The 424-nt window shown below is 60.6% G+C and carries 2 protein-coding genes; both read left to right on the top strand.

Translation table 11 applies throughout. From position 1 onward, the window contains the following. The first annotated feature begins 67 nt into the window (after positions 1–67). Positions 68–256, top strand: coding sequence for a light-harvesting antenna LH1, beta subunit (gene pufB / locus GVL03_RS20810; RefSeq protein WP_200847381.1), 189 nt, complete (start codon positions 68–70; stop codon positions 254–256). A gap of 10 nt (positions 257–266) precedes the next feature. Further along, on the top strand, positions 267–424 hold a 158-nt coding region (gene pufA / locus GVL03_RS24280; RefSeq protein ID WP_159502708.1), incomplete at its 3' end, for a light-harvesting antenna LH1, alpha subunit.

The following is a 424-nucleotide window of genomic DNA, read 5'->3' as shown; positions in this document are numbered from 1 at the left end:
ACACACGGAGGTCTGAACGATGGCCGGTGGACCCGTTGCAACAGAAAGACCGAGCAGCCTGTCCGGGTTGACGGAACCGGAAGCCAAGGAGTTCCACGCGATCTTCCTGACGAGCTTCCTCATCTTCACGGCGATTGCCGTGGTCGCCCACATCCTGGTGTGGATGTGGCGTCCGTGGCTTCCCGGACCGCAGGGCTACGCTTCTCTCGAAGGCGTCACCGATGCGGCCCGCGCCCTAGTCACGATGATCGGCTGAGGAGGATCGAATGCATAAGGTCTGGTTGCTGTTCGATCCGCGGCGCACCCTGGTGGCTCTGTTCACCTTTCTCTTCATCCTTGCGCTGCTGATCCACTTCATCTTGCTCTCGACCGACCGGTTCAACTGGCTGGAAGGTCCGAAGGCGAACAAGGCGGCGAGCAACAT

This window comes from Microbacterium sp. 18062 (assembly GCF_902706225.1).
In the GTDB taxonomy this organism is placed as follows: domain Bacteria; phylum Actinomycetota; class Actinomycetes; order Actinomycetales; family Microbacteriaceae; genus Microbacterium.
Note: the sequence above shows the minus strand (reverse complement) of the source record. Positions and strands in the feature narration are given on the sequence as shown.